The sequence below is a fragment of the Corallococcus sp. AB045 genome, assembly GCF_003668895.1.
GTDB classification, from domain to species: domain Bacteria; phylum Myxococcota; class Myxococcia; order Myxococcales; family Myxococcaceae; genus Corallococcus; species Corallococcus coralloides.
The window spans coordinates 1-26,427 of record NZ_RAWN01000140.1; the positions used below are offsets into that span (position 1 = coordinate 1).

Annotated in this window: 18 protein-coding genes; 8 read left to right on the forward strand and 10 right to left on the reverse strand. The window is 71.0% G+C overall.

What is annotated here, in order from left to right; all coding sequences use genetic code 11:
• The 6 genes from D7Y21_RS28115 to D7Y21_RS28140 all read right to left on the reverse strand — a co-directional run.
• A partial coding sequence (locus D7Y21_RS28115) for a serine/threonine-protein kinase (protein WP_147469398.1) occupies positions 1-2,524 on the reverse strand: 2,524 nt, incomplete at its 3' end.
• A gap of 4 nt (positions 2,525-2,528) precedes the next feature.
• Positions 2,529-3,353 (reverse strand): hypothetical protein, encoded by an 825-nt coding sequence (locus D7Y21_RS28120; protein WP_233592048.1) that lies wholly within the window; start codon positions 3,351-3,353, stop codon positions 2,529-2,531.
• Positions 3,354-3,379: 26 nt separating this feature from the next.
• Positions 3,380-5,989: a TonB-dependent siderophore receptor gene (locus D7Y21_RS28125; RefSeq protein ID WP_121716825.1), complete on the reverse strand. Its 2,610-nt coding sequence runs from the start codon at positions 5,987-5,989 to the stop codon at positions 3,380-3,382.
• A 235-nt stretch (positions 5,990-6,224) separates the two neighbouring features.
• Entirely contained in the window at positions 6,225-7,151 is a 927-nt protein-coding gene (locus tag D7Y21_RS28130) for a PhnD/SsuA/transferrin family substrate-binding protein (RefSeq protein WP_233612308.1), read from the reverse strand.
• Positions 7,148-9,661, reverse strand: a complete 2,514-nt coding sequence (locus D7Y21_RS28135; protein WP_121716834.1) for a tetratricopeptide repeat protein — start codon at positions 9,659-9,661, stop codon at positions 7,148-7,150. Before D7Y21_RS28135 ends, D7Y21_RS28130 begins: the two co-directional genes overlap by 4 nt.
• A gap of 8 nt (positions 9,662-9,669) precedes the next feature.
• Positions 9,670-11,469: a PP2C family protein-serine/threonine phosphatase gene (locus tag D7Y21_RS28140; RefSeq protein WP_120567819.1), complete on the reverse strand. Its 1,800-nt coding sequence runs from the start codon at positions 11,467-11,469 to the stop codon at positions 9,670-9,672.
• A 343-nt stretch (positions 11,470-11,812) separates the two neighbouring features.
• Here D7Y21_RS28140 and D7Y21_RS28145 point away from each other — a divergent pair, with 343 nt between their 5' ends.
• The 3 genes from D7Y21_RS28145 (at position 11,813) to D7Y21_RS28155 (ending at position 14,462) form a co-directional block, all read left to right on the forward strand.
• Positions 11,813-12,820: a thiamine pyrophosphate-dependent dehydrogenase E1 component subunit alpha gene (locus D7Y21_RS28145; protein WP_120567820.1), complete on the forward strand. Its 1,008-nt coding sequence runs from the start codon at positions 11,813-11,815 to the stop codon at positions 12,818-12,820.
• 2 nt (positions 12,821-12,822) lie between these two features.
• Positions 12,823-13,878: an alpha-ketoacid dehydrogenase subunit beta gene (locus D7Y21_RS28150; protein WP_120567821.1), complete on the forward strand. Its 1,056-nt coding sequence runs from the start codon at positions 12,823-12,825 to the stop codon at positions 13,876-13,878.
• A gap of 92 nt (positions 13,879-13,970) precedes the next feature.
• On the forward strand, positions 13,971-14,462 hold the full coding sequence (locus D7Y21_RS28155) for a GNAT family N-acetyltransferase (RefSeq protein ID WP_120567822.1): 492 nt from the start codon (positions 13,971-13,973) through the stop codon (positions 14,460-14,462).
• Positions 14,463-14,520: 58 nt separating this feature from the next.
• Here D7Y21_RS28155 and D7Y21_RS28160 read toward each other — a convergent pair whose 3' ends face one another.
• A complete protein-coding gene (locus tag D7Y21_RS28160; RefSeq protein WP_014397565.1) occupies positions 14,521-14,877 on the reverse strand; it encodes a TIGR02266 family protein in 357 nt (118 codons plus the stop codon).
• 127 nt (positions 14,878-15,004) lie between these two features.
• Between D7Y21_RS28160 and D7Y21_RS28165 the strand changes: the two genes are divergently transcribed.
• The 4 genes from D7Y21_RS28165 (at position 15,005) to D7Y21_RS28180 (ending at position 18,295) form a co-directional block, all read left to right on the forward strand.
• Positions 15,005-15,895, forward strand: coding sequence for a hypothetical protein (locus D7Y21_RS28165; RefSeq protein ID WP_233592050.1), 891 nt, complete (start codon positions 15,005-15,007; stop codon positions 15,893-15,895).
• Positions 15,896-16,111: 216 nt separating this feature from the next.
• Positions 16,112-17,389: an SGNH/GDSL hydrolase family protein gene (locus D7Y21_RS28170; RefSeq protein WP_121716836.1), complete on the forward strand. Its 1,278-nt coding sequence runs from the start codon at positions 16,112-16,114 to the stop codon at positions 17,387-17,389.
• Between the two features lie 100 nt (positions 17,390-17,489).
• A complete protein-coding gene (locus D7Y21_RS28175) occupies positions 17,490-17,843 on the forward strand; it encodes a DUF2845 domain-containing protein (protein WP_120567824.1) in 354 nt (117 codons plus the stop codon).
• 98 nt (positions 17,844-17,941) lie between these two features.
• The gene (locus D7Y21_RS28180) at positions 17,942-18,295 is read left to right on the forward strand and encodes a DUF2845 domain-containing protein (RefSeq protein ID WP_120567825.1); all 354 of its coding nucleotides are present in this window, start codon (positions 17,942-17,944) and stop codon (positions 18,293-18,295) included.
• Here the strand turns inward: D7Y21_RS28180 and D7Y21_RS28185 are convergent.
• The 3 genes from D7Y21_RS28185 to D7Y21_RS28195 all read right to left on the reverse strand — a co-directional run bounded on the left by D7Y21_RS28185 (position 18,289) and on the right by D7Y21_RS28195 (position 23,680).
• Positions 18,289-20,199: a CotH kinase family protein gene (locus D7Y21_RS28185; protein WP_121716827.1), complete on the reverse strand. Its 1,911-nt coding sequence runs from the start codon at positions 20,197-20,199 to the stop codon at positions 18,289-18,291. The two genes, D7Y21_RS28180 and D7Y21_RS28185, sit on opposite strands and share 7 nt — an antisense overlap.
• Before the next feature lie 78 nt (positions 20,200-20,277).
• Positions 20,278-21,000 carry a hypothetical protein gene (locus D7Y21_RS28190; protein WP_120567827.1) on the reverse strand — a complete coding sequence of 241 codons (723 nt, stop codon included), beginning with the start codon at positions 20,998-21,000 and terminating at the stop codon, positions 20,278-20,280.
• 10 nt (positions 21,001-21,010) lie between these two features.
• On the reverse strand, positions 21,011-23,680 hold the full coding sequence (locus tag D7Y21_RS28195; protein ID WP_120567828.1) for a phosphoenolpyruvate carboxylase: 2,670 nt from the start codon (positions 23,678-23,680) through the stop codon (positions 21,011-21,013).
• Between the two features lie 201 nt (positions 23,681-23,881).
• On the opposite strand from D7Y21_RS28195, the gene D7Y21_RS28200 reads away from it, so the two are divergent.
• Entirely contained in the window at positions 23,882-26,233 is a 2,352-nt protein-coding gene (locus D7Y21_RS28200) for an immune inhibitor A domain-containing protein (RefSeq protein ID WP_121716829.1), read from the forward strand.
• Positions 26,234-26,427 lie beyond the last annotated feature (194 nt).

Genomic DNA, 26,427 nt, shown 5'->3' on the forward strand with positions numbered 1-26,427 from the left:
GCTGAGCCGCGGACAGGGGGGCGACGGAGGGCACCGACACCGACGGACGCGCGGGCGCCTGCGGCGGGGGGCCCACGCGCGTGGGCACGTTGGCGGACGCCGCGGGGCGCACCGCGGTGGGCGGCGGCAGCGGTGACGTGGGCGGCGCCACGGCCGGGCGCGACGGACGGGGCGCGGCGGCCACGGGCGGTGCCACCGGAGGCGCGGCGGCCACCGGGGGCCCGTTGACGGAGACGACCTCGGTGCCGCGCTCGGCGGGCTCCGGCGGGGAGGCCACCGGGGGCGGCTCCATCCGGGGCATGCTGCCGGAACCGCCACGCACGGGCGGCCGGGACAGGTCCGACGGGGCCCGCATGTCGCTGCCCGAGCCCGTGCCCACGTTGCGCGAGTGCGAGCCCGTGCCCGGCATCAGCGCCCGGGGGTTGGAGCCCGTCCCCGACCCGGCGATGGACGACGGCGCGTACTCGGAGAGCCGGTCGCCCAGCGCCTCCTTGAAGAACTGCGCCACCGACGCGGGCGACGAGGACAGCCGGTGGTGCGCGATGACGGCTTCGATCTCCTCGCGCATCGCCGCCGCGGAGGGCGTGCGCCGCGCCGGGTCCTTCACCAGCGCGCGGAGGATCAGGTCCGACACGTCCTGCGGGATGTGGGGCCGCAGCTGAGAGGGCACCGGCGCGGGCTCGCGCACGATGGCCGCGAGCGTGGCCGCGTCATGGTCCCGGCGGAACGGCAGCTGGCCGGTGAGCAGTTCGAAGAGCACCACGCCCAGCGCGAACACGTCGTTGCGCCAGTCCAGCGGGCGGCCGCTGGCGGCCTCCGGGGAGAGGTACGAAATCTTCCCCTTGATGACGCCCGCCTGCGTGTGCTCCTCGCCCTGCACCTTGGCGATGCCGAAGTCCGACAGCTTGATGGCGCCGTCCAGCGACACCAGCACGTTGTGGGGGCTGACGTCGCGGTGCACCACCGGGTGCGCCGTGCCGGAAGGGTCCACGTAGCTGTGCGCGTAGTGCAGGCCCGCGGCTACCTCCGCCACGATGCGCAGCGCGTGCTCCAGCGGCAGCGCCATGCCCTTGCGGCGCAGCTCCGTGAGCAGGCGCTTCAGGTCCGGACCGCGCACGTACTCCATCAGGATGTACGCCACGCCGTCCGTCACGCCCACGTCGAAGGTCTGCACGACGTTGGGGTGCGTGAGGCGCGCGTTGGCGCGGGCCTCCGCGAAGAGCATGTCGACGAACTCAGGATTCTCAGCGAACTGCGCGAGAATCTTCTTCATCACCACGAACTTCTCGAAGCCCTTCACGCCCTGCTGCTTGGCGAGGAAGACCTCCGCCATGCCGCCCTGCCCCAGCCGGCGGATGATCTGCAACCGCGCGCCGCTGGTGTGCGTGTCCGTGGCTGACGAGCCCCGGGCGCTGGGGTCCTGGTTGGTGGAGCCGAAGAGGTACTGGCTGAGCGCGCGCTGCTCCAGCGCTTCGATGTCTTCCTGCGGCTTGTCGGTGAGCGGCGTGCGCGCGAGCAGCCCCTGGAACTGCGCGAGCGCCGGAGCCCGGGAGCTGCCGCCGCACACGGGGCACACGCGCTCCATGGTGCCCTTGGCGCGCAGCACCTCCAGGTACTCGGAGGTCTGGATGCGCTGGTGGGTGACCTGGCCGCAGTTGCGGCAGTCGCACGGCAGCCACAGCGTGGCCAGCTTCGCGGGCAGCGTCTTGGTGGACTTCGCCAGCACGGCCAACAGCGGCGGCGGCACGCGGCAGAGCACCACCTGGGCGCCCTGCGACGCCACCTCCAGCACCTGTTCGATGCGCGGCAGCGCCTCTGGCTCCACCACGCTCACGTGGCAGCAGTCGAACGCGACGCGCCCCTCCAGGCCGGACGCCAGCCGGCGCACGTTGAGGTCGCCCTTGAGCGTGCTGGCCAGGGTGATGAAGGTGATGTCGTCCTGGACGATCTTCAGGTGCGACGAGAGCTCGGACGGCTCCGACGGGATGCCGGAGCGCAGGTAGCGCAGCACCGCCGGATCCACCGCGGAGAACTGCTGGCGGCGCGCGAAGTCGAAGAACTCCGTGGGCTCGTCCGCGAACTCCAGCGGCTGGGCGCACACCGGACACGGGTGCGGCGGGGCCCCGCCCTGCTCCAGCACCTTCGCCTCCTCCACCAGGCGGACCAGCCGCAGCCGGTCCTCCTTGCAGAAGCGGCACGCGTACGGCGCCAGCAGCGAGAGCACGCGCGCGACACCCGCGAAGCCCTCCACCATGTTGAGCTGATCCACCACCACCGGCGGCGCGTTGACGACGTACAGCCCCGACACGCCCTGCGGCGGGTGGCCGGCGAACTCAATCCACCGGCGCACGCCGAAGGAGCTGATGCGCTCCACCAGGCCCAGGTCCACCACCACCAGTCCCTGGATGCCCTTGGACGCCGGCGAGAGGGGAAAGGTTTCGTCGATCACCCCGGCCACGCGCACGTGGGTCAGACTGCCCACGCGCAGGGAGGTGATGCTGGCATTGGAAGTTTGGCTCTCCACCCGCCTACCCTCGTTCCAGACTGAACAGCAGCGACTTGGGCTGCGCGGCCCGGCGGCGAGCGTCGCCCAGGTCCACCCCGCAGGCGAACTGCGTGCGCTTTCCCGGAGTCACCCGCACCGCCACCACGTCGCTGTGCTCCAGGATGCGCCGCAGACCCAGGCCCGCGCCACCACCGGAAGCATCCACCTGCGCCTTCTCACCCCACGCCTTCACCACCCGCACCAACGGTGACACCGACAGGCGGCCGAAGCGGTCCGTCGCCTCCAGCCACGCCCGGCCGTCCGCCACCGCCCAGGACAGCAGGCAGCGATCATCGTCCGCCACCGACTGCACCTGGCCGCGCCGGTGGGCGTACTTCGGCTCGCCGCTCCCGTCCACTGGCGCGTCGAGCAGGGCATTCACACCAATCTCATGGACGACATCCGCCACCCGGCTGGCCGCGCCCTTGGAGCCGCCGGCCTGGAGGACGGCCTCGGCCGCGCGCTCGCCCACGGCCGTCACCTCCGCCACGCTGCCCAGCCACGCCACGGACGTGGCGGCCTCCTTGGGAATCATGGGCTCGCCGCGCAGGAGCGCGCTCAGCAGCCGCGCCTCCCAGGCGGACGGCTGGCCGCCCTCGCGGGTGGCCAGCAGCAGCGCCGGGGGACGGCGTTCCAGGAGCGCGGCGTGGGCGGGGGTGAACCGCCCGTCGAACAGCACCAGCTGCGGCGCCGCGTCGTCACCGCGCCCCAACAGCAGGCCGTCCCGGGCCAGCACTCCGGAGGCCTTCTCCAGCGCCTCCGGCGTGAGCGTCGTGTCCGGCGTCAACTTCAGGGGAGCATCCTTCACGGCGGCAACGGTATCCAAACAGGGCCCTAATAATGGAGCCGGACTTCGGTGAAGACGCCCAGCGGCGGAGCGGGGAAGCCGTGGGACTCCTCGTACTTCGCGTTGAAGAGGTTGGTCCCCAACAGCGACACCGCCACGCGCTCGTGGACGTTGAAGCCCACACGCGCGGTCGCGGTGATGTAGCTGGGCAGCTTCACGCGGGTGGTGGTGCCGGCGTTTTCATCCACCACGAAGCCCGGATCATACCGGGCGCCCACGAACAGGCCGTAGAGCTCCACGAAGGCGAACTTGCCGATGTTGGTGCGGCCGCGCAGGTAGACGCGGTGGGTGGGCGCGTAGTCCAGCGGGTAGCCGGCCCCTCCGCCCACCGGCAGCGCCTGGGCGTCCAGGAACTGGTAGGCCACGTCGAAGGACGAGTTGATGGACGGCACCTGCGCCGCCGCTTCGGCCTCGAAGCCCGCCACGCGCGCGTCACCCAGGTTCTTGAACTGGGACGTGGAGCCGAAGAGGAGCTCCTGATTGATGAAGTTGCGGGCGCGGTTGTAGAAGCCCGTGCCCGTCAGGCGCACCCTGCGGTCCAGCGGCCAGAAGTCCACCGCCGCCTCCACCGTGTCCAGCGTCTCCGCGCGCAGGGACGGGTTGCCCAGCAGCGTCGCGGCGTACATCTGCTGGTTGATGGCCAGCTCCGCCAGCGTGGGCGCGCGGAAGGCGCGGCCGTAGTTGGTGCGCAGCGTGAGCAGCTCCGGGATGGCGTGGAACACGACGCTGGCGCGCGGGGAGATCTGATCCGTCTTCGCCTCCCAGACCTTGGAAGGGATCTGGTAGTTGTCGTAGCGGGCGCCCGCGCCCACCACCAGCCGGTCCGTGATGCGGTACTCCGCGTCCACGAAGCCGCCCAGGATGGTCTGCTGCGTGTCGTCCAGGGTCAGGCCGGGCAGGATGTTCTGGTTGTTCACCTGGTCGGCCTTCACGTCGCCGCCGACGGTGACGGAGAGCTTTTCCAGGGAGAACAGCGCGCGCGCCTCACCGCCGATGCGGCTGCGCTTGCCCAGCGTGTCCTCCAGGGCGCCGGTGATTTCGTTCTCCAGCGTCACGTTGCGGCGCTTGAAGAAGGTGTAGGCCTGGGCGAACACGCGCACGTTGTCCGTCACCTGCTGATCCAGCTGCAGGGCGGCGTTCAGGTTCTGGACGTGCTCGTTGTCCTGCGCGGTGTAGTGGCAGCGGCCGCAGTTGCCCACGGTGGAGATGTTCTGACCGCCGGGCCGGCCGATGTTGCCGTCCGTGAAGTCCGCGTCCAGCGCGAGGGGGCCCACGCGGACCTTGCCGTTCACCTGGTGGACCAGCGAGTCCTCGTTGGTGTCCGTCTGGTTCAGCTGCGGGTTGTTGAAGAGCTGCGGGCCGTCCGAGCCGAAGCCGTAGTAGCCGAGCAGCGCCTCCACCGGGCCGCCGCGGCCGGCGACGTTGGTCTGCAGGCGCCAGGTCTTGTCCTGGCCCGCGAGGATGCGCGCGTCGGCGCCCACGTTCTGGCCCTTGGCGATGAGGTCCGCGGGCTGGCGCTCGATGATGTTGATGACGCCGCTGAAGGCGTTGGAGCCGTAGAGCGAGGAGCCCGGGCCGCGGATGACTTCCACCTGCTTCAGGTTGGTGAGCGGCGTCGTCTCATCCGCGTAGAACTGGCCCGTCCAGGGGTCCGTCAGCGGACGGCCGTCCTTGAGGAGCAGGAGGCGGTTGGACAGGTAGTTGGAGCCCAGGCCGCGCGCGCTCACCGCCGCCTTGCGCATGGAGCCCCGGCGGCACTCCATGCCGGGGAAGTACTGGATGGCCTCGCAGAGCGAGAACTGGCCAGTGCCTTCCAGCTCCTCCGCGGGAATCCAGGACACCGTGAGGGGCACGTCGGAGATGCGCTGGCTGCGCTTGGACGCCGTGGTGACGACGGCCTCGCTCAGCGCCATGTTGATGTTCTGCTCCAGGTCGTCGCCACCGCCCAGGTCCGGGCCGTCCAGGCCGGAGAGGCTGGAGGGCGGCGGCAGCGCGCGGTCGGAGATGGGCTCCGTGAAGGGCGCGCGGTCCGGGACGTTGTCCGCCATGCGCGGCTGCGACGACGGCAGCACGGCTCCGGTCCCCAGCGCCGGAGCGGGCGGCGGGTTGGACGGGATGTCCGACATCAGCGGCCCGTCATACGGCGACGGCGAGGCGGGCGAGGCCACGGGCAGCGGATCCGCCACGGACGGACCGGGGCCGGCCATGGGGGCGGGAGGCGCGGGAGGCGGCTCGGTGGCGAGCGCCGGCGGCTGCGGAGCGGGCTCGTCCCCGGGAATGGGCTCCACGTCCACCGGCGGGGGCGGCGTCTTCGCGCCCCGGCGCGTCTTCGCCGTGCGCGGAGGCTTCGCACCCGGCGTCGTGGCCTTGGCGCCCGGAGTGGCCGCTTTGGCGCCCGGCGGGGTGGCCGCGCGCTTGCGGGGGGTCTTGGTCCGCGTCTTGGGAGCGGGCTCCTGGGCCTCCTGGGCCTGGGCCGTCTCCACCGTGAAGAGGGACAGCGCGCAGATCACCAGGGTCAGGCACGCGCGCGCGCCCAGCCGACCTGCGAACCCCTTCACCGCGTTGGTGCGCGATCCACCGTACTCAGTCGAGTCCATCGTTCTCAATTCCACGAGGGGAAGCAGGGATGTCCGTGGTGCTTGCGCCAGGAACCAGTGCCGGTGCGACTGGCAATCGTTCTCAGGGACGAGTTTCCACCCCTGAACGGTGGCGTTCCGCTCGACTTCTCAAATTACCGCAATAACTCGCCTTAGGCCAAGTCATGGCTGTCGATACCGGTGAAACACGCGCACGGCGGCGGGAGCGCCGTGCGCGGATCAGCCCACGCCGCAATCAGTCATCCGGCTGTTCGGCGGAGACGGCCAGGTCGTCCGCGAATGGCGGCAGGGCAGGACCCAGCGACTCGGATTGGACGAGCACGGGCGTCTCCACCCGCAGGTCGGGGGCGTCCGCGAGGACGGGCTGGCGGCGCGGGGGGCCCTGGGTGACGAGCTTGCGGAAGTCCTCGAACTCGCGGCCCTGGATGCGGGCGAAGGCGTCGAACGGGGCGACCGCACCCACGGAGGACAAGGACTGGGACAGCGCGTCTCCCCCGCCCTTCAGGTCCACCAGCACGGCGCCCGGCACCCGGCTGCTCTTGAAGAGCACCCGCATGTCCCTGGGCACGTGCGCCACCGGCACGAGCGCGGCCTCCGCGCCCTTGGCCTCCAGCATCTTCACCGCCGACTCCACGTTGGGCACCGGCACCAGCTTGAAGTGCTTCTGGGCATCCAGGTCGCCGCCCAGGACGACGTGGGAGACGAACTTGGGGTCCGCGGAGCCCGCGCCCTTGACCAGCGCCATGCGCTTGCCGGCGAGGTCCTTCACGGTGCCCTTCTGGAGGGAGATGATGGCCCAGCGCTGCTGCGTCTCACCGGCGCGCGGCGCGTACGCCACCGGCTCCGCCTTGGAGCCCAACTGCACCGCGGCCCAGCCGTCCACCACGGCGAAGTCGATCTGCCCCTCCCCCACCGCCTTGGAGAAGTCCTCGTAGCGGCCGAAGCTCTTGGCGCCGACGGGGCGGCCCAGGCTGGCCTCCAGCTTCTGGGCGAGCGCCTCCGCGTACTGGAAGCGCTCCTGGCCGTCCGACAGCGTGGTGGCGAGGAACACGCCCAGCGTGGCCTTCTTCGGCGCGGCGGACGCGGGGCTGGCAACGGAAACGGCGAACAGCACGGCGGCGAGCAGGAGGCTCCCCCGCGCGACAAGGGATGGCGTCTTCACGGCGTCTCCTCCGCGACCCCATTGGCCGGCGTGACGCCCTGCGCGTCACCCAGTCCATAGAGGCCCTGCAGGCGGTCCTTCCATTCCCGCACCTGGGCGGCGCGGGGGGCCGCGCCGGAGGCCAGGTAGCGGCGCCAGGCGTCCACGGCCTCGGCGGGTTCATGCCGGCGCTCCTGCGCGTCGATGCCCAGGTTGAGCGACGCGACAGGCACGGCGGTCTCCAGGCGCTTCCACGTCGCGAGCGCCGAAGCGCTGTCGCCCTGGCGCCAGTCCACGCACGCCAGGTTGTGCTGCACCAGCGCGTCGTCGGGCGTCGCGGCGAGCGCGGCCTTCAGCGCCTTCTGCGACGCCTTCATGTTGCCGGAGGCGTACGCGAGCGCCGCCTCGCGCCGCAGCAGCGCGCCGGTGAGGTTGCCCATCCACTTCGGCTGCCCGGGCATGGGCTTCTTCTGGGCGGTGGTGAGCAGCTTGCGCGAGGGCGCCACCTTGCCCTGGCGGTAGAGCACCCACGCGTCCGCGAGCGTGCGCGTGTTGGGCCACGCCCATTCCGGCGTGGGCGTGAGGGAGCGCTTGAGGCCCGCGGTGGCCTCCGCGAACTTCCCTTCCTCCGCGCGCGTGAGCGCCCGGGCGAAGGTGGCCAGCTTCACCAGGTCCGCGCGCTTGCCGGTGCCCAGGCGGTCCACCGCGTCCAGGTCCCGGTTCGCCGCGGCCGCGTCGCCCGCCTCCAGCTTCGCCAGGGCCCGGCGCACCAGCACGCGGGGCAGGTTCGCCTCCGCCACCTTCGCGGCCGTCTTGGAGGGCCCCGCGTCCGTCAGCCGCTGCACGGCGGCGTCCACCTGGCCCAGCTCCACCTCCGCGAGCGCGGCGCCCGCGGACGCCTCCGCGCGCTGATCCGGCTCCTGCGTGGCCTCACCGGACTGGGTGAACGCGGCGAGCGCGGCCTGCGCGTCGCCACCGCCCAGCCGGGCGTAGCCCAGGAGCAGGTGCTCGCGCCAGGTCGCGCCGGGCAACGTCACCGCGCCCTCCAGCACCTTGCGGGCCTCCGCGAACTGGTGGCTGTCCAGCAGCGCCGCGCCCAGCCGGCGGGCCATGGGCACGGAGCGGTCCAGGTCATACGCGCGGCGCAGGTCGCGCACGGCGTCTTCCAGGCGCTGGGTGCCGGCGCGATCTCTCGCGCGGTGGGCCAGGGCCCGGGCCAGCCACTGCTTCGCGCCGGGGTGGCCGGGTTCGACCTGGAGCGCGCTGCCGTAGTCCTCGATGGCCTGATCCCACTGGCCGGTGGCGAAGTGATCCGCGCCCAGCAGCATGTGGCCCAGCGCCTGACGCGGGGCCATCTCCACCACGCGCCGGTGCACCTCCACCGCGCGCTGGTAGCGGCCGGCGCGGCGGTTGACGGAGCCCAGCGTCGCCCACAGCTCCAGGCTGCCGCCGCCCGACTTCACGGCGGACTCCAGGAACTGGATGGCCTCCTCGTGGCGCGCCTGCGCCTGGAGCGCCTTGCCCACGGCGATCTGCCCGAGGAGCAGGCCCGGCTGCAGCTCCAGCACCTTGCGGAACTCCGCTTCCGCCTGCGCGGGCTGCTTCTGCGCGAGCCGCACGTCACCCAGGAGCAGATGCGCGGCGGGCGTGGAGCCCAGCTTCATCAGGGCGGTGGCCTGGAGGTCCGCGCGCGGCACGTCGCCCGCGGCGAGGTACAGGCGCGCGAGGCGCTCCTTCGGCTCCGCCACCTGCGGGAACTTCGTCACCAGCCGCTCCAGGAGCGCGCGGGACTCCTGCACGTGGCCTTCCATCTCCAGCACGGCCGCGAGGCCGATCTGCGCTGTCGCGGACTCGGCCCTGCCGGCCTGCGCCTTCTCGAACGAGGCGCGCGCGGCACCCGCGTCCCGGCGGAGGAGGTGCGCCTTGCCCAGCAGCTCGTGGATCTGGAAGTCGTTGCCCGCGAGCTTCTCCGGGCGCAGCACCAGGTAGCGCTGCAGCCGCGTCACGGCGCGGTTCCCGTCCTGGGCGTACAGGTAGTAGCTGGCCAGGTAGTAGTGGACGATGAGGTGGTCCGGCTGATCCGCGGCGGCCACCTGCTCCAGCACCGGCACCGCCTCCTGGAAGCGGCGCAGCTTGAAGTACGCGGTGCCCAGCGGGTACGCGAGCGACAAGTCCTGCGGGTTCTGCGCGAACACCGGCGCAAGGCGCGTGGCCGTGCGCTGGAAGTCCTGGAGCGCGTTGGCGGCGCTGCCCAGGCCCGCGGCGGCGAACACGGACTGCGGCTCCTGCGCGAGCGCCTGTTCGAAGAGCTGGAGCGCCTTCTTGAACTTCTCCTCGGCCTCCTTCTTGTCGCCCTTGGAGGCAGCGGCGTTGGCGGACACGAGGGCCTGCTCACCCTGCTCCGTCATGCGCTGCGCCTCGGTGGCGGGCGGCGGGCGGAACTGGGCGAGCGCCGTCGGCGGGCCAGCCAGGGTGGCCATCAAGGCGAGCGCGCTGGAGACGCGGCGCGGGGAACGGAGGAATGGGCGCATGCGGTTCGTCACGGCGAGGGGGCGGGGCTGAATTCGGCGACGATGACGGTGATGTCGTCGCGCTGGGGCTGGCCGGCGCTGTACGCGCGCACGTCCGCGAGGAGCGCGTCGCGAAGAGCATCGGCGGGGAGGTGGGCGTGGGCCTGGAGCGCGGCGGCCAGCCGCTGCGTGCCGTAGAGCCGGTTGGCGCCGTCGCGCGCCTCGGTGAGGCCGTCCGTGTACCAGACGATGATGTCGCCGGGGCTCAGCTGCGCCTGGCGCGACGTGAACTGCGACGCCACGTTCGCGCCCAGCAGCGGACCGCGCGCCGGCAGCGACGCGATCTGCCGCGTGTTCCGGTTGTAGATGGCCGCCGCCGGGTGGGCGCCCGCCGCGTAGTCGATGCTGCCGCTGTACACGTCGATGACCGCGAGCGCGCTGGACATCTGGTGCTCGCCGCGGCCCACGTTGGCCAGCGTCACGTTGAGCGCGGTGATCAGCATCTGCGCGTGCACCTGCGACGGCTCGCGCAGCGTCATGGCGGAGGCGAAGCCGCTGGTGGCGCTGGTGGCGACCAGCGACGTGGACAGACCGTGGCCCGTCACGTCTCCGATGCCAATCACCACGCGCCTGTCATCCAGCGCGGCGCGGAACCACCAGTCGCCGCCGCACGCGTCCGCGGGCACCACCAGTCCGGCGAGCCGCAGCGGGCCCACCGTCACGGCCTCGCGGCCCGGCAGGAGCGTCTCCTGCACCGTGCGCGCGAGCGACACCTCGCGCTCCAGCTGCGCCTTGGCGCGCACGTCCTCCAGCAGGACCTTGATGCGCTCCGCCATGTGGTTGAACACCACGCCCAGCGTCGTCACCTCGCGGCCCGCGCCCGGCGCCGTGCCCGCGCGGGCGCCCAGGTCACCGGCGGCCAGCTGCATCACGCGGTGGGTGAGCACGCCCAGCGGCTTGGTGATGCGGCGGCTCTGGAAGGCGGCCAGCACGCCGGCCAATACAACGAAGCCCACGCCCAGCCCCACGATGCGCAGCGTGTTGGCGCGCACCGCGGCGCGGTTGGTCTCCTCCAATTCATGAAGCTGCTTCTGAAGGTCCTCCAGCGAGTAGCTGATGACGACCACGCCCTTGCCGGCCTGCGAGCCGTAGTCGAGCGGCTCCTGGAACTCGAAGACGGGCTGGCCCTGGAAGAAGGCGCTGGCCCAGCGGCGCTCCGCGGTGCGGCCTGCGGAGGACTCGCCCAGCTTGGCGGACGGGTCGCTGTCCGCGACGAGCTGCCCGTCCGCGTCGAACATCTGCACGCGCAGGATGTTGCGGTTGTCCGAGATGATGGAGCGCGCCACTTCCGTGAGGAACGCGTAGTTGTTGTCACGCAGGCTGGTGGCGGAGGTGAGCGCCAGCGTGTGGCTCACCGTCTGACCCAGTTCGCGCGCCTGGGACTGGAGCCGTTGCGTGAAGCGGTCCGACGCAGCGGTGAGCTGCGCCTCCGTCGTCTTCGCGGACAGCGCGGCCAGCAGGCCCACAATCACGATGACCAGCGCGCCCGTGGTGAGCAGCAGCAGCTGATCCAACCGCAGCCCGCGAATGGCCGCCACGTTGGGCAGCTCGCCGGCCTCCATGGGCGCGATGACCGTGCTCGTGGGCTCAGCGGCCGGCAGCCCCAGCGCGCCCGTCAGCCGGGTGGCCGTGTTCTCCCCGCGCAGGGCGGTGAGCTCCCGGGAATGGGTACCGGTGTACTCCGGAGGAGGAGGCGGCGTGCCGGGCGCCGCATCGGACGCATCGGGAGATTCGGGCACGGGGTCGAGGCGCGTGTTCGTACGGGACAAAGGCAGACCTGGGGGAGCCCGCGTCGGAAACGCGGTCGGGGCGGCGCGGACTCTATCTCACTTCCTGATTGACGCGAGGAGTCCACCTGTCGGGCTATTCCTCGCGGTCGCCCCCTCTCCCGCTCCCCCAACGGCCGTGCGACCAACCCGGACCGGGAGCGTCCGAACGCGTCCGGGAAGCAGCACGTCACGGGGGCATGGATGAGTTCCGCTCATTGCCGCGACGCGCCACCCGGGGGCTGAAAGGTGCTGGCGAACACCCGTGACATCAGGGTCCTTGAGCCGGGAGGCCGCGTTCGGAGTATAGGGGCGTCCCTTTCTTTCCCTTCGAGGTCCTCCGCCCGTGTCTCGGCCCCGGTTGATCAAAGAGAACTCCGCGCCGCTCTCCCTGCCCCGAGAGCAGCTCATCCGCATCCATGACCTGATGGTGAAGGCGCGCGTCCTGGAGGAGCGCCTGATCCAGATGTACAAGCAGGGCCACGGCTACTTCTGGATCGGCGGTCCCGGTGAGGAGGCGTTCAACGTCCCCCTCGGCCTGCTGATGAAGGTCGGCGAGGGCCCGGCCTACGACTACCTGCACGCGCACTACCGCCAGTCCGCGACGCTGCTCGCCATGGGCGAGGAGCCCATCGGGGCGCTGCGGCAGATGAAGAACACGGCCACGGACCCCTACTCCGGCGGCCGCAACTTCGCGGGCCACTTCAGCCGGCGCTCGAAGAACATCGCGCCGGTCACCTCCCCCATCGAGGTGCAGTACGCCATCGCGCCGGGCACGGCCATGGCCCAGAAGCGCCACGGCGGCGACGGCATCACCATCGTCACCGGCGGCGACGCGGGCACGGCCGAGGGCGATTTCGCCAGCTGCCTCATCTGGAGCAGCCGCCCGGCCAACCCGCTGCCCATCCTGATCATCGTCACCAACAACAAGTGGGGCATCAGCACCACTTCGGACGGCCAGCACGGCGAGACGAACATCAGCGACCGCGCGCGCGCCTTCAACATCCAGGCGAAGACCATCAACGGCAATGATCCGGTGGAGGCCTACCAGGAGCTCCAGGCCGCGATGGAGTACGTGCGCAAGGAGCGCAAGCCCTTCTTCATCGAGGCGCGCGTGTCGCGCCTGTACGGGCACTCGTCCGCGTCCGGCGCCAACTTCGTGAACGAGGAGCAGGACTGCCTGCGCCTGTTCGAGGCGCGGCTGGAGCAGGAAGGCGTCCTCAGCCGAGAGCAGATGGACGAGGCGCGCAACCGGTACTCGGAGGAGCTGGCCGCCGCGGCGCGCACCGTGCGTGACGAGCCGCAGCCCTCTGGCGACTCCATCTGGGAACACATCTACGCGGAGAAGAAATAACCATGGCGAACATGGCACAGGCCATCCGCATGGCCCTGCACTACGCGGAAGAGAACCTGGGCGTCACCGACATCTTCGGCGAGGACGTGGGCGCCCCGCTGGGCGGCGTCTTCACCTGCACCCAGGGCCTGAAGACGGCGTGGAACAGCCCCCTGGACGAGCGCGGCATCATCGGCGCGGCCATGGGCCTGGCGATGGCGGGCCACCGCCCCGTCGCGGAGATCCAGTTCTGCGACTACATCTACAACACCATCGACCTGCTCAAGCTCGTGGGCAACACGCACTGGTCCACGAACGGTGACTGGTCGGTGCCCATGGTGGTGCGCACGCCCGTGGGCAGCGGCATCCGCGGGTCGCTGTACCACTCGCATTCCTTCGACGCGACGATGACGCACATCCCCGGCTGGAAGGTCGTCATGCCCTCCACGCCGCTGGACGCGTACGGCCTGCTCATCTCCGCGTGCCAGGACCCCAACCCCGTCATGTTCCTGGAGCCCAAGGCGCTGCTGCGCGTGAAGGGCGACGAGCGCATCCCCGGCGAGCCCGAGGACGACCGCGCGCTGTCGAAGATGATCGACGCGCCCCTGGGTGACCGCTCGCAGTGGAAGCCCCAGTGGCCCCTGGTGGAGGCGTTCGCCATCCCCATTGGCAAGGGCAAGCTCGTGCGCGAGGGCACCCAGGCCACGGTCATCAGCTACGGCCGCACCATGCCCCTGTGCATCAAGGCCGCCGCCCAGCTGGCGGAGGAAGGCCTGAGCGTGGAGGTCATCGACCTGCGCTCGCTCTGGCCGTACGACTGGGAGATGATCAAGGCCTCCGTCCAGAAGACGGGCCGCGTGCTCTTCGTCAACGAGGACACGGAGGTCACCAACTTCGGCGAGCACCTGGTCCGGCGCACCGTGGAGGAGCTGTTCTACTCGCTGCTCGCGCCGCCCCGGCTGGTCGCCGGCAAGTTCGTCCCGGGCATCGGCCTGGCGGACGCGCTGGAGATGGCGTCCGTGCCGCAGCAGAACGACGTCACCACCGCCCTGCGCAACCTCTGCCGCGAGCAGCCATAAGCCGGCCGGGTTCCACCGACACCGCAGAAAGACATCTGGGCCGCCGTTCCTCTTTGGAGGCCGGCGGCCCAGTCGTTAGAATCCCAACTTCCGTGTCCCACCCCATCGTGCGCACCATGACCCCCGCCCCAGACGCCAACGCCTTCCGGATCCGCCGCGCGCGTCGCGGTGACGCCGAGGTCATGGCCCAGCTGCTGCGCGAGCTGGGCTACCCCCAGGGCACCGATCAGCAGACGGTGCACTGGGTCATCAGCCATCCGGAGATTGAAATCTTCGTCGCGGGAGACCCCCAGGACCGCGCGGTGGGCATGGTGTCCTTCTCCCACCGGCCGCAGCTGCGGCTGCGCGGGCGCGTGGCCACGGTGGACGAGCTGGTGGTGTCCGAGGGCTGGCGCCGCCGGGGCGTGGGCCGCGCGCTGCTCGCGCAGGTGGCGCAGCGGGGCAAGGTGCTGAGCGTGAAGCAGTTGCAGCTCATCGCCCCCATCAACGTCACCGACGAGACGCGCGCCTTCTACCGGGCGTGCGGCTACGTGGAAGCGGACTCCGGGGTGTTCCGCCACGCGGAGTACGAGCCCCAGCGGTAGCGGGAAGTGCCGCGAGAGCCCGGCATCACGGCCGGGCCCGCTCGCGGAGTGAAGCGTTTCAGCGCTTGAAGCTCGCGATGACGCGGCGCAGGCGCTCGTGGTCCTCTTCGCTCACGTCGATGAAGCGCACGCCGATGGCCTCCGCCTCGTCGCGCACCCAGGCGACGACGCCGGTGAGGTGGAACTCCTCCCCGTCGATGACCATGGCCAGCCGCACCTGCGCGCCCACGTCGTAGGACTTGCGCGTGCGCAGGCACAGACCGCCGGCGGACACATTCAGGGAGTAGGCCCGCAGCGCACGCGCCGCGTCCTCCATCTGCTCGAAGCGCACTTCGAACCGCGCCGCCACGCGCTCCTCGGCGCGGCGGTTCATGTACGGGTCTGGCTCCACCGGCCCATCCAACTTCGTGTTCATGCGCACCCTGACCCCCTCGGTTCTCGGACCGGAAGTGTCGGCTGGTTTCCAGGCCCGGTTCAAGGGCCCCCGGACAACGGAATCGCTCGTGTAAGTCCCAGGCTACTTCGACGCCAGGAGTTTCCGGATGAGTGCACGTCTCGTGTTGTTGGGTGGAGCCCTGATGTTGGGGCTGTGGGTGGCGGGTTGCGATGACGGAGAGACTGTCCGCCCGCCAACGGATGGCGGGACGACCCTGGATTCCGGGACCGACGCCGGAGATTCCGGGACTGTCGATGCTGGTGATGGCGGCGGCGGAGGCTCCGACTTCGCGTGCAACGTGGCGAAGCAGGAGGGCTGCGCCGCGGGCCAGAGCTGTCTGTACACGGACCTTCCGGATGGCGGCACGGGCAGCCAGTGCTTCGCGGCCGCGTGCGACGTGGTCCGCCAGGACTGTCCGTCCGGACAGCGGTGCACCTACGTGGGAGCTGACGGCGGCACCACCGCGCGCCAGTGCGTCGCGGCGGGCACCGCCACGGAGGGCGCGCCGTGCACGCTGGCCGAGTCGCCTCCGGGCCAGACGTATGACACGTGCGCGGCGGGCCTGTACTGCAAGGACGAGTCGCAGGACGACGGCAGCACGGGCTTCTTCTGCCGCAAGCTGTGCCACGCGCCGTCCGACTGCGGCACGGGCGAGTGCAACACCGTGCTGCGGCTGTCCGGCACGCGCGAGCTGCCGCTGGTGTGCGGCCCCGCGTCCGCGCGGTGCGACCCATTCGCGCAGGACTGCGAGAGCCCGCTGGCCTGCTACCCGGCCGCCAACGGCGCGGTGTGCGCGGGCCAGGGTTCGCTGACGGAAGGCGCCGCGTGCGAGTTCAGCAACCAGTGTTCACGGGGCAGCACCTGCGTGACGACCGGCGGCAGCGGCACGTGCCGGACGCTGTGCCGCATGCCCGCGGGCTCACCGGGGTGTGCGAACGGCGCGACCTGCCGGGCCATCAACAACAACAACGGCGACGTGGGGGCCTGCGTCCCGTAGGCAACGGATTGCCCACGGGAGGAAGCGTCCCTGCCCGGGGTGGCGAGCGCGCGGGTCCGCCAGGGGCCCGGCCCGCCACCGCGTGGGGGAAGTCCTGCGCCGTCCGAGCCCGGACTGGGGGTGTTCATGGCCTGCCGCGATTGGCGCGCGCCATGAATCCCCGGGTCGCCACGCGGGCACATCGTGCACATTGTCTTGCGCCGGGAGGTCGTGGGCATGGGTCTGAGGAAGGCGCTGCGCTGGGGGTGTTTCGGAGCCCTGTGCGTGCTGGTGGGGTGTGGAGGCATGGATGACGGCCGCTCGCCGGAGGAGACCTCCGGGCCGGGCCGCACGGACGCGGAGGTGACCGCGCCCGCCGCCACGGAGTCCGTGGAGGCCGCCCCCACGCTGACGCTTCATGACGGGCACCAGGTGCAGGCCACCCCGCCCGTGGCGCCCCTGCCCGCGAGTTTCCAGCCCGCCTTCCATCAGTCGCTGCGCGAATCCGTCTCCGTGGGGAGCTTCACCACGTACCGGATCAAGGTGCCCATGGGGCGCGCGGGCAGCCGCGTGCGCGTCACCTTCCGCTCCGGTGACGGCAGCCTGACGCTGCAGCGGGCCACGGTGGCGAAGGCCGGCGCCAACGGCGCGCTGGCCTCCGCGCCGGTGGCCCTCACCTTCGGCGGCAACGCGGGCTTCACCACGGGCACGCGCACGCTGGTGACGTCGGATCCGGTCGCGTTCCCGGTGGGCTTCCGCGACGAGGTGGCCATCTCCTTCGAGGTGAAGGGCGCGCTGGGCAAGAGCCGCATCCAAGCGTTCCCGGACAGCTGGATGAAGACCGGCGCCTTCGCGACGACGCAGGGCGCGCTCGGCGGCCAGGCCTGGGAGTACGCCACGGGCGTGGCGACGGTGGACGTGGAAGGCGCACCGGGCCGGGCCTTCGTCGCCATTGGAGACAGCATCACCGAGGGCTACACGGGCTCCTGGAACGACACACGCAACGCGTGGCCGTCCCGGGTGGAGAAGCAGCTCGGGGTGCCGGTGGTGAACTCGGGCGCGTCCGGGCAGGGCTTCTGGGACGCGAACCTCCAGCTGCCGCAGGAGGTGCTCTCCCTGCAGGGCGTCACCGACTGCATCGTCCTCCTGGGCATCAATGACATGGCCGCGGAGGGCATGACGATGCCGAAGCTGCAGCAGCGCATGACGCAGCTGCTGGATCAGCTCCAGCCCATGTGCAAGCTGTGGGTGAGCACGCTGCTTCCCAAGGAGAAGATGGGCGCGGACGGCGGGGACTTCGAGCTGATGAAGGCCCAGCGCCACGAGTTCAACGCGTGGCTGCGCTCCCTCACGCGCGCGCAGATCATCGACCTGGAGGCCGTGACGCGGCAGCCGGGCAACGTGGACCTCTTCATCGACGGGCTGGAGGTGGACGGCATCCACCCGTCCGTGGAGGGCCACCGGGTGATGGCAGACGAGGTGGCGCGGACCCTCAAGGCGAAGGGCGGCCTGTAGCGCCTGCCCGGCCGGAAAGCGCACGGGGGGCTGAATAGTTTCGGGGACACCGCGTCCAGGCCGTGTTCCCTGACTTTTCCTACTCCTTGGATCGTCCCCCATGCGCACCCTCCCCGCCGCCCTCGTCGTCGCCTGCCTTGCCCTGCCCTCGCTTGCCCATGCGGCATCGCTGCGGTGTGGCAACAAGCTCGTGTCGGAAGGGGCCTCGCAGGCGGACGCGGTGGCGAAGTGCGGCCAGCCCGTGTCGACCGAAACCAAGCGCGAGCGCGTGACCACCAAGTCCCGGGATGGCAGGCGGGACGGGTCGCGCCGCGGGGATTCCTCCACGGAGGTCTCGTCCTCGAGCAGCGTGGAGGAGTGGACCTACAACTTCGGGCCCAACCGGCTCATGCAGATCGCCATCTTCCGCGACGGCCTGCTGGTGGACGTGCGCAGCGGCGGCTACGGCTACTGAGTCCAGAGCCGCGCGACCTGGTATTCGAAGTTGAATAGCTTCGGGGCCGCCGCGTCCAGGCCGTGTTCCCTGCCTTTCCTACTCCTCGGAGCGTCCCCATGCGCACCCTTTCCGCCGCGCTCGTCGTCGCCTGCCTCGCCCTGCCCTCCCTCGTCCACGCGTCCGCGCTGCGCTGTGACAACAAGATCGTGTCGGAGGGAGCTTCGCAGACGGACGCGCTGGCCAAGTGTGGCCAGCCCGTGACGAAGCAGAGCAAGACGGAGTACGTGACCCGCAAGGTCAAGGAAGGGGCGCGGGGAGAGACGCGCTACGGGGAGGCCTCCACGGAGGTCACGACCTCCACGACCGTGGACGAGTGGACCTACAACTTCGGGCCCCACCGGTTCATGCAGGTCGCCATCTTCCGTGACGGCCGGCTGGTGGACGTGCGCAGCGGTTCCTACGGCTACTGAGGCCCCAGGTGCTGCTCCAGCAGCTGGCGCATGAACGCCGGCCGCTGACGCAGCGTCTCCCGGAAGGACTCGAGGTTCGCGCGCCAGGCCTCCACGGAGACCGGCTGACTCCAGCGCGCCACCTGGTCGGGCATCTCCAGCGCGAGCGCCTCCGCCGCCGCGTCCAAGGCCGCCGTCACCCGCTCCGCGGCGAAGGTGTGCTCGGTGTGCCAGAGGAAGCGCTCCACGAAGCGGGCCTTGAACTCCGGCGACTGGAGCAGCCCCCTCAAGAGCAGCGTGGACCAGGCCCCTACCCCTGATTGGGCGTCCAGCACGCGCCCCAGGCTGTCCTGATCCGGGCCGGCGGCCAGGGCGAAGTCCAGGTCGTACACGAGCCAGCGCCAACGGCCGTCGTGTCCCAGGGCCGCGTCCGGTTCGAGCTTCTTCGTGCGCAGCCGCCAGAACTTCACGTTGTTCTCCGGCCAGTCCGTGTTGCCCAGGTAGAGCTGCGCGACCTGGTATTCGATGAAGTCCTCCACGTCCATCCGCGCGCGCACCCACGCGAAGTGCTCCGGCACCGCCAGGTCGTGCGTCGCCACGTAGTCGATGAGCTCCTGATAGGGCTGCTCGTCCCCCTCCTCTCCCACGTCCAGGGTCCCGGAGCCCTCCAGGATGACGGCCTTCTTGCGGTCCACGCCGTAGTGCGACGCCAGGTAGTACTCGTCCAGGCGCTCGCGCAGCTCGTGCAGGCCCCAGTACTCGCCATTGAGGAACACGAGCGTGGGACGGCAGGCCTGGAGCGCGAGCCGCGTCTCGGCCAGCAGTCCCTGCAGCACGCAGTCGCGCAGCTTGGTGACGCCCTGGTCCTGTCCGGACGTGCGCACGATCATTCGTGTGAACTCCGTCACCGGGGAGCCGGGGAACACCGGCCCCGCGAACGTCTTCGGGCCGTAGTCCTCCTTCGCGTACAGCCGCAGGCTCTTCTGCGGCATCACCGCGCTGCCCGTACCGTGGATGCGCACGCCCGCGTCCTGGGCGAACACGCGCTGGCCAGCGGTTTCGAACCACTCCACGTGGACGGGGCGCTCCCACTCCTTGCCGTTCTGCAGGTAGTTGGCCGCGAACGGATCCTCGGGCCGGGCCTCGGCGAGGAGGCCGGGGACGTAGATGCCCGTCGCCGGATCAAAGAAGTTCGCCGCGTCGGTGACGAGCGACAGCACCGGCAGCGTGTACGACGCCCGGCCAATGACGAACGTGCGCGTGCGGACCGGGCCCACCGGCTCCGCGCCCGCGTACTGCCGGTAGCGCACCACCGCGACCTGGGGCGGCTCCTCCAGCGGCGCGACCCACCGCAAGACCTCCTCGGCATCGGGCTTCGTCGTGGGGATGAAGGACCACCGCACCGGAGGCGTGGAGCGCGCCAGCAGCGCGATGGGAGCGGTGTAGCGCGATGACGCGGGCGTGGGCGTGGAGCCGTCCCGCGTGAAGTACGTCCGCAGGCCCTGGGCCGTGGGCAACGCCAGCAGCGTCTCCGGCTGATAGAGCCCGGGCCGCGCGTCGAAGGTCAGGTGCTGGAAGTCGACGCGGGCCCTCGCCTCCGAGCCCTGCCTGTCGCGCGCCACCACCTCCAACCCCAACGCGCGCCGGCCCGGCCACCAGGGCAGGCTCCAGCGGCCACTGTCGATGTCGGCATGGCCCAGGAAGCGCCCGTCCTCGAACACCTGTACCCGAGACGGGCCGGCGTCGCTCGCCACCGTGCCGAACAGCCGGTTCGTGTCCGGTTCGTGCCCGTCGATGGTGACGCGAGGCCCGGAAGGGGGTGGAAGCTCGGCCTCAGTCAGCCGCCGCTCGGGGGCGGGCTCACAGCCGGACCCGGCGAGGACGAGGAGACCCAGGAAGAAGGACGCAAGGAGACGGAGACGCATGAAGGTCTCCGTCCTGTACCAGACAATGCTTTGACCTCACACCGGCCTGTGACACAGCGCGGCGGGAGGCCCCTTCCCTCAGGCGGGGGGCGCGGTGGCTTCGAGCAGGCCGTGCTTCTGGAGGAGCGCGGCCAGCGCGGGTGGCGCGAGCATCCAGTCCTCGCGCGTGGGCACCCAGCGCACGGGGGCTCCGGCTGCGGCGAGCCGCGCGTTCACCTCCGCGATCATCGGGGCGAAGGTGGGCTGGGGCACGTCCCAGCTGCCCACTCCCGCCTGGACCTCCACGGCCCCGGGCTCCACGCGCACCGCGGGCTGGCCCTGCACCGGCTGGATGGCGAACCCCGGCAGGTACGGCTGCATGGCGGCGGACAGGCGCTCCAGCAGCGTCGGGTCCTCGAAGGGGTGGGCGCCCTCCAGGTCGAAGAAGGTGGGCAGCTGCGCCTGGAGCTCGTCGCGCAGCGGGTTGTCCTTGCTGTCGCGCCAGGCGTGCTCGGCCAGGACGCGGGCCTCGTGGGGGATGCGGATCTCCCAGCGCTCCAGCAGCGCGAGCAGCTCCGCCACGCGCTCCACCTCCTCCCAGGGCGGCTCCACGCGCGTGAGCCAGGCCACCTCCGACACCGTCTGTCCCCGGCGAAGGCCCGTCACGCGGTCCCCCTCGCGCAGCTGGAAGGGCGGTGCCTGGGTGAACTCCGGATCCGGATAGAGGGCGGTGTGCAGCAACCCCGTGCCCTGCTCCGGGCGCACGCGCGCGAAGCCGTGCTTGGGGTTGATCTCCTCCACGACGAACGTCTCCTGGGCCATGGTCTCTTCTCTAACCGGTGTTCCGCATGCCCGCAGCGATGCCGTTCAGCGCCAGGAGGAGCGGCCGGTCGCACTCCGCGTCCCCGTCCCGCTTGCGCTTGAGCAGCTCCACCTGGAGGAAGGACATGGGGTCCACGTAGGGGTTGCGAAGCGCGATGCCCCGCTGCAGCTGCGGGTTGTTGTCGAGCAGCTTCGCCTCTCCCGTGAGCGACTTCACCGCGCGGCGCGTGCGCGAGTGCTCCTGCTGGATGCGCAGCCACAGGGGCCGCGTGGACGCGGGGGCCAGCTTCGCGTACCGCGCCGCGATGGCCATGTCCGTCTTGGCCAGCACCATGGTCACGTTGTCGATGACCGCGCGGAAGAAGGGCCATTCCTTGTACATGCGCTGCAGGAGCGCCGCGCCCTCCGGCGTGGCCGCCAACTCCTCCAGCGCGCTGCCCACGCCGTACCAGGCCGGGAGGATGGCGCGCGTCTGCGTCCACGCGAAGCTCCAGGGGATGGCGCGCAGCGTGTCCAGCCCGCCCGCCTTGCGCTTGCTGGGGCGCGAGCCGATGGGCAGCGCGGAGATCTCCTCCACCGGCGTGCCCTTCATGAAGAACTCCAAGAAGCCCGGGTCCTCCCAGACGAGCGCGCGGTACGCCTTGCGGCCGGACTCCGCCAGCGCGTCGAAGGCAGCGCGGAAGGCGGACTCGTCCTCCGGGGACGGGCGCGGCTGCGCGTCCAGCGTGTGCAGGAGCACGCCGCCCACCACCAGCTCCAGCGTGCGCTGGGTGAGCTCCGGGCGCGCGTACTTGTGGTCCATCGCCTCGCCCTGTTCGGTGGCCTTGTAGGCGCCGGCCACCGTGCCCGGCGGCAGCGCGAGGATGGCCGTCTGGGCGGGGCCGCCGCCGCGCGCCACCGTCTCCCCGCGGCCGTGGAACAGGCGCAGGGGCACGTCGTTCTCGTCCGCCACCTGCGTGAGCGCCACCTGGGCGCGGTACAGCGCGGCGCTCGCGGCGAGCAGGCCCACCTCCTTGCCGGAGTCGCTGTAGCCCACCATCACCTCCTGCACCCCACGGCCCTTCAGGTGCTGGCGGTACTCCGGGTGCGCGAAGAGCTGGCGCAGCACGTCCGGCCCGCCGTCCAGCGCGCCCAGCTGCTCGAAGAGGGGCGCCACGTCCACGGTGGCGCACTGCCGCTCCTTGTCCCAGAGCCCCGCGTGCTTCAGGCACTGGAAGGCCGCCAGCACGTCGTCCGCGGTGGAGGCCATGGAGAGGATGAGCGTGCGGCACACGGACTCGCCGCCCTCGTCCTGGCCCTCGCGCAGCTTCGCCAGCACCTCCATCAGCCGCTTGCCGCCCTCGGTGGGGGCCGGTCCGCCGTTGAAGGACGCCGCCGCGCTCACCGCGTCCTCCGCGGGGGCCCGCACCTCCAGCTCGCCCAGGCCCAGGCCCAGCGCGCGGACGCGCTCGGACATGCGGCGCACCTCGCGCAGGCCCGCGTGCTCCGCGCGCGCCGCGAAGAGCGACCGCTCCAGCACCGCCAGGTCATCCCCCAGCGCCTCCGGGGAACGGTAGGCCCCAGCCGGCAGCGTGGACTCCCGCCCCTGCCGCCGCGCCAGCACGTGCTCCAGCGCCAGCGACAGCCGCTCCTCCATGAAGCGCAGCTTGCGGCGCCACGGCTCGCCCAGCGTGCGCGGCCCCTGCTGCTTCGCCACGTCCGGCAGCGCCTTCGCGTCCTCCTCCAGCGACCGCTCCAGCTCCTGCGTGGGGCGCGCGTGCCGCTCCGACTGGGACAGCATCCCGCCCAGCCGCTCCACGTCGCGCAAGAGCAGCCGCAGGCCCCGGGCGCGGTGCGCGCGCAGCGTGTCCGCGAACACCTCCGGCGTCACCAGCGGGTTGCCGTCCATGTCGCCGCCCACCCACGAGTGCACGCGCACGGGCGTGTCCAGCGCGCCCAGGGGCTCGCCGTAGGCGCGCTCGAAGGCCCAGTCCAGCGCCTCCGGCAGCCGGGCCACCGGCTCCGACAGCATCTCCTCCACGTACCAGTGGACGTTCTTCACCTCGTCGCCCACGGTGGGGCGCTCGCGGCGCAGCTCGTCCGTCTGCCACAGCGCCGTAATCTCCTCGCGCATGGCGGTGAGGTTCGCGGCGGACTCGCGCGGGGTGAGCGCGCACCGGTCGCGCTCCTCCAACAGCTGCGACAGCCGGTAGAGCTTCTCCAGCAGCGTGCGGCGCACCGCCTGGGTCGGGTGCGCGGTGAAGGTCAGCGTCACCTTCAGCGTCCCCAGCGTCTCACGCACCTTGTCGGCGCTGACGCCCGCGGCCTTCAGCGCCAGCAGCGTGGACTCCAGCGACCCCTTCTGGGGCCGGGTGGCGGTGGGGCTCGCGTGGGCCCGCGCGCGGCGGATGCGGTGGTGCTGCTCCGCCAGATTCACCAGCTGGAAGTAGACGGAGAAGGCGCGCAGCACCGGCTCCACCTGCTCCGACGGCAGCCGCCGCAACACCGCCGCCAGCTCCGCCGCCGCGGCGCGTCGTCCGGCCACCGGGCCCCGCCGGCGCTGGATGGCCAGGTGGCGGACCTCCTCCTCCTTGTCGAACAGGGCCTGCCCCTCCTGTTCCACCAACACCTCACCCAACAGCCGGCCCAAGAGCCGGACATCCCGCCGCAGCGGGGGATCCACGGGACGTGTACGCGCCATAACGGACCGGAACCGTAGTCCTTTGGCCCCCCACCGCCCCTACCCATTCTCGAATTTTCGACCACCAGCCGACGGATGACCCAGTCCGTCCTTGCAGGAAAAATTCAACCTCCCGGTCTTCCCAAAAGGTCAGGCCTTCCACTAGAAAGTGGGCACTCCCGGACCCCGCCGGGATGTCTGACCTGACCCTAAGGAGTGGCAATGCGGAAAAACCCGTCTTGGCTGGCCGTGGGCCTGCTCGCACTCGCGGCGCCGTCCGCGTACGCGGAGCGTGCGTGGTACGAGAAGCCGCAACCGGACATCGCCGCGCCGTCGGCATCGCTGCGCAAGTCAGTGGTTCAGGACATCACGGACGACCTGCCCCACCGTCTGGGTGAGCAGCAGAAGGAGCTGAAGGCACAGGCGCTGCAGATGCGCCTGGAGGGTCGTGGTCAGCCGGGCCGGGTGCAGAAGCTGGCCAACGGCAAGTTCGTGGAGCTGGAGTTGCAGCGCACGGACCGCATCTTCGTCATCCTGGTGGAGTACGGGACGCAGATCCACCCGGTGTTCGGCAACCCCGCCACCAACCCGGGCGGCAACATCCCCGGCCCGCTGCACAACGAAATTCCGGCCCCTGACCGCTCGGTGGACAACACCACCATCTGGCAGCCGGACTACGACCGGGCGCACTTCGAGAAGCTCTACTTCGACACCACTCCGGGCGTGGACTCGGTGGCGAACTTCTACAAGGCCGCGTCCTCCGGCCGCTACACCGTGTCCGGCACGGTGTCCGAGTGGGTGAAGGTGCCGTACAACGCGGCCCGCTACGGCAACAACCTGTGCGGCAGCTCCAGCTGCTCCAACTCCGTGTGGCCGCTCATCAGCGACGCCATCAAGGCGTGGACCAACGCCCAGGTGGCCGCCGGCAAGACGCCCGCGGAGATCAAGGCGTACCTGGACACGTTCGACACGTGGGACCGGTACGACTACGACGGCGACGGCAACTTCGACGAGCCGGACGGCTACATCGACCACTTCCAGATCGTCCACGCCGGCATGGGTGAGGAAGTCGGCGGCGGCGCGCAGGGCCCCAACGCCGTGTGGAGCCACCGCTGGTTCGCGTACAGCAACGGCACGAGCCCGGATGGCATCGGCCCCGCGTACAACCAGAACGGCGGCACGCGCTTCGCGACGGGCATCGACAAGTGGGTGGGCGACTACACCATCCAGCCGGAGAACGGCGGACTGGGTGTGTTCGCGCACGAGTACGGCCACGACCTGGGCCTGCCGGACCACTACGACACGACGAACGCGGCGGACAACGGGACGGGCTTCTGGACCATCATGTCGTCCGGCTCGTACCTGAACGACGGCACCAAGGACATTGGCAGCCGTCCGGGTGACTTCTTCGCCTGGGACAAGCTGCAGCTGGGCTGGCTGGACTACGCCACCACGGACGCGGGGCTGTACTCGTACCACAACCTGGGCCCCTCGGAGTTCACGTCCGCGAACGCGAAGCAGGCGCTCGTGGTGAAGCTGCCCGGCAAGCCCGTGCTGCAGCCCACCACCGCCCCCTACGAGGGCCAGGGCATGTGGCAGGGCGGCCAGGGCAACAACCTGGACCGCGTGCTCGAGAAGACGGTGAAGCTGCCGAACAAGAAGCCCATCACCTTCTCCTTCCAGACCTGGTTCGACATCGAGGAGGACTGGGACTACGCCTACGTCGCCCTCTCCGTGGACGGTGGCCCGTTCACCAACCTGGCCAGCCCCGTGAGCCGCACCTCGAACCCCTGGGGCAACAACCTGGGCAACGGCATCACCGGCACGTCCGGCGGTTGGATTCCCCTGGAGTTCGACCTGTCCGCCCACGCGGGCAAGACGGTCACGCTGAAGATCCGCTACAAGACGGACGCGGCGGAGTTCAACAAGGGCTTCCTGGTGGACTTCGTGCAGCTGTGGGCGAAGAACACCTACGTCTTTGGTGACGACGGCGAGTGGGGCCACAAGTGGTGGGACAAGTCGACGTTCTTCGTGACGGACGGCACCAACACCCTCTACGACAACTACTACCTGGCCGAGTGGCGCCAGTTCCGCGGCTACGACGAGGGTCTGGCCACGGGTCCCTACAACTACGGCTTCAGCGCGGACGGGCTGTTTGACTGGGCGGAGCGCTACTCCTACAACCCCGGCCTGCTCGTCACCTACTGGGACACGTCGCAGTCGAACAACAACGTGTCGCAGCACCCGGGTTCGGGCCGCATCCTGCCCGTGGACTCGCGCCCGCAGCCCCTGCAGCGCAGCGACGGCCGCTACTGGTCCGGCCGCGTGCAGACGCACGACGCGACGTTCGGTCTGGAGCCCAGCTTCCCGCTGTCGCTCAAGCCCAACGGCTTCCCGCGCAACGAGTACCCCTCGCAGCCCGCGGTGCCGGTGTTCAACGACATGAACGAGTTCTGGTCCGCCACGCAGCCGTACGCCGGCGTGAAGGTCCCTAAGACGGGCACCATCATCGAGGTGCTGTCGACGAACGCGGACCAGACCGTGATGGAAGTCCAGGTGCGTCCGGTCGATTGAGCGTCTGACCGTCGTCACCGCTGAGCCGTGAAGGAAGGCCGGTCCCGCTCTGATGCGGGGCCGGCCTTTCGCTTTTCGGGTTGAAGGAATCCGGACACCCGGAGCGCGGCCGGGGATGACGGATGCGCGCAGGGCGGTACGGTGCCCGCCATGGCCGAGTGCCCCGTGGGCGGTCCCTCCTCCCCTTCCCCTCC